Source organism: Endozoicomonas sp. ONNA2 (assembly GCF_024606365.1).
Classification (GTDB): domain Bacteria; phylum Pseudomonadota; class Gammaproteobacteria; order Pseudomonadales; family Endozoicomonadaceae; genus Endozoicomonas.
Window position 1 is genome coordinate 1 of the sequence record NZ_JAHHPO010001143.1, and the last position, 2658, is coordinate 2658.

3 protein-coding genes are annotated in these 2658 nt (G+C 52.6%); all 3 read left to right on the forward strand.

The window, feature by feature from the left end; genetic code table 11:
- The first annotated feature begins 121 nt into the window (after positions 1 to 121).
- The 3 genes from KDK14_RS20220 to thiD all read left to right on the forward strand — a co-directional run bounded on the left by KDK14_RS20220 (position 122) and on the right by thiD (position 2406).
- The gene (locus tag KDK14_RS20220; protein WP_257267039.1) at positions 122 to 718 is read left to right on the forward strand and encodes a DUF3833 domain-containing protein; all 597 of its coding nucleotides are present in this window, start codon (positions 122 to 124) and stop codon (positions 716 to 718) included.
- Positions 719 to 740: 22 nt separating this feature from the next.
- The gene (locus tag KDK14_RS20225) at positions 741 to 1520 is read left to right on the forward strand and encodes an SDR family oxidoreductase (RefSeq protein WP_257267040.1); all 780 of its coding nucleotides are present in this window, start codon (positions 741 to 743) and stop codon (positions 1518 to 1520) included.
- 73 nt (positions 1521 to 1593) lie between these two features.
- A complete protein-coding gene (gene thiD / locus KDK14_RS20230; RefSeq protein WP_257267041.1) occupies positions 1594 to 2406 on the forward strand; it encodes a bifunctional hydroxymethylpyrimidine kinase/phosphomethylpyrimidine kinase in 813 nt (270 codons plus the stop codon).
- Positions 2407 to 2658 lie beyond the last annotated feature (252 nt).

Genomic DNA, 2658 nt, shown 5'->3' on the forward strand with positions numbered 1-2658 from the left:
ATCAGCGCTTTAAACGCCTGTGGCAGTTTTACCTGGATTACTGCACGACGGGTTTTCAATTCAGGAGTATTGATGTTTGCCTCTACAAACTCACCAAACCTGTGTCAGGGGAGGCAGCACTGTGCCAGTCGCTTTAACAATAATAAAAGATTGGACGTCGGGACGCGCCCGGCTCCTGCCCCTGCTTTTTATGTTGACGGTTATGCTGACGGGGTGCTCAGCCATGAATATTGAAGATTATGCAGCCAGTGAACCAAGTCTGAAAATTGAACACTACTTTGCCGGGGAAACCGTCGCCTGGGGCATGTTTCAGGACCGCTTCGGCAACGTTCAACAGCGGTTCAAGGTATTGATGACCGCAGAGGTCAATGACGATGTACTGACCCTGAATGAACACTTCATCTATTCCGATGGTAACGAGTCAAACCGTATCTGGCAGGTCAACATTATGGGGGACGGGCAGTACCTGGGAACAGCGGGCGATATCGTGGGCCAGGCCATTGGCCGCAGTGCCGGTAATGCCTTTAACTTCAAATACCGGATGCGACTGCCCATCCGCGGCCGGGAGTGGGTGATGACCTTTGATGACTGGATGTTCCTGCAGGACGATGGCGTACTGCTGAATGTGGCAACCATGAGCAAATGGGGGGTTAAGCTCGGAACCTTGACCGTCGCTTTTGCAAAACCTGAATCAGAGACAGTCATCAAAGAAAAGTGATAAGTTTAAAGGCAGCATCAACATGAACTCTCACCAGGATATAGCCATTTCCCACGCTTCGGTGGTCTGGATTACCGGAGCCAGCCAGGGCATTGGTGAAGCGGTTGCCATTGCCATGGCCCGTCAAGGGGTTACCGTAGCAGCCAGTGCCCGAAATGTGGATCGGCTGGCAGAACTGGCCCGGCAATCCACTGATTGGCAAGGCAGGGTTATTCCCTACCCTCTGGATGTTACCGATCAAACTGCGGTGCATAAGACGGTTAACGAGATCATTGAGCATCACGGTGGTATTGACCAGGCCATCCTTAATGCGGGCACCTATATCTCTACCCCGGCAATCGAGTTTACCAGCGATGCCGTGCGTCAACAGGTGGAACTGAACCTGATGGGGGTCTGCCACTGTCTTGAGCCACTGATCGCTACCATGAAAAAACAGGGCCAGGGGGTGATTGCCATTAATGCGTCACTAGCAGGCTATCGGGGCCTGCCCAAAGCGGCAGGCTACGGTGCCACCAAGGCGGCGTTGATTAATATGGCGGAATCATTGAACTCGGAACTCTGGAAAGAGGGTATTGCCATCAAAGTGATCAACCCGGGTTTTGTCAAAACACCGCTGACCAGCAAGAACCGGTTCCCCATGCCTTTTCTGATGGCGGTGGATAAGGCTGCAGAGGTCATCGTCAAAGGGATGCAGGGGCGGCAGTTCGAGATTCGCTTTCCCCGTATGTTCGCCGCCATCATGGGGCTCCTGCGTCATCTGCCCTACCCGCTGTATTTCTGGTTGGTCCGCAAGACCGGATGAACACCCATTCACCCAACTTGCTGGACAATCTGTACTAATAATATGGAGTTTCGCCCAGGGAGCACGCGAGCTTATGTCTTCTACCCCCATTGCATTGACCATTGCCGGCTCTGACAGCGGCGGTGGTGCCGGCATTCAGGCAGACCTGAAAACCTTCTCAGCCCTGGGTGCCTATGGGTGCAGTGTGATCACTGCACTGACAGCACAGAACACTTTGGGTGTCCAGGGTATTTTTGACGTTCCACCCGCCTTTGTCCGGGAGCAGCTGGACTCGGTGTTTTCTGATTTGAACATTTCTGCTGCCAAGGTGGGCATGCTGAGCCAGCCTGAAGTGATTGATACGGTTGCCTGCGCTGTCCATGATTACCAGCCAGAATACTTGGTGGTTGACCCGGTGATGGTGGCCACCAGCGGTGATGTTCTGCTTCAGGAAGCCGCCATCGATAACCTGCGTCACCAACTGATTCCCAAAGCCACACTGATTACCCCCAACCTGCCGGAAACGGCGGTTCTGCTCAATTGTCCCCAACCTGAATCATTGGCAGCCATGATCGCCATGATTGACCCGTTGATGGCGCTGGGAGCCAGAGCAGTATTGCTTAAAGGTGGCCACCTTGCCTCAAAGGGCAATCACCTGGCCATTGATCTGTTTCATGACGGCACCACCGTACACCAACTGACGTCTCCCCGGGTGGCAACCCGAAATACCCACGGCACAGGCTGTACCCTGTCGTCTGCAGTCACCGCCTTGCTGGCCAGGGATTACCCTTTGATGGACGCCGTCCAATGTGCCAAGGAGTACATTGCCGGTGCCATTGCCCATGCCGACCATCTGAACATTGGTTCAGGCCATGGCCCGGTCCATCACTTTTACCAAACCTGGTGAGAATACCGCCACCGTTGAATAAGTCAGTAAAAAAGCAGATTAACCAAGATAATCATAGATTAATCGACACTGTTATTAGCCCATAATGCTGGCCATTACCGGACAGACTATCTGGCGGAGAGGCAATATGCTCTCTTTGAGTGAAAATTATGACTCTACCGGTATTGATAACGCTGGCTCAATCAACATAAATGGTCACCTGATTACCACTGATCGTACGTCATGATACAGAGAAAGTTTATTTAAGAATAT

What these genes read in the sequence shown, in the direction of transcription:
- KDK14_RS20225 (WP_257267040.1), top strand. Translation starts at nt 741, where the DNA reads ATGAACTCTCACCAGGATATAGCCATTTCCCACGCTTCGGTGGTCTGG.
- thiD (WP_257267041.1), top strand. Translation starts at nt 1,594, where the DNA reads ATGTCTTCTACCCCCATTGCATTGACCATTGCCGGCTCTGACAGCGGC.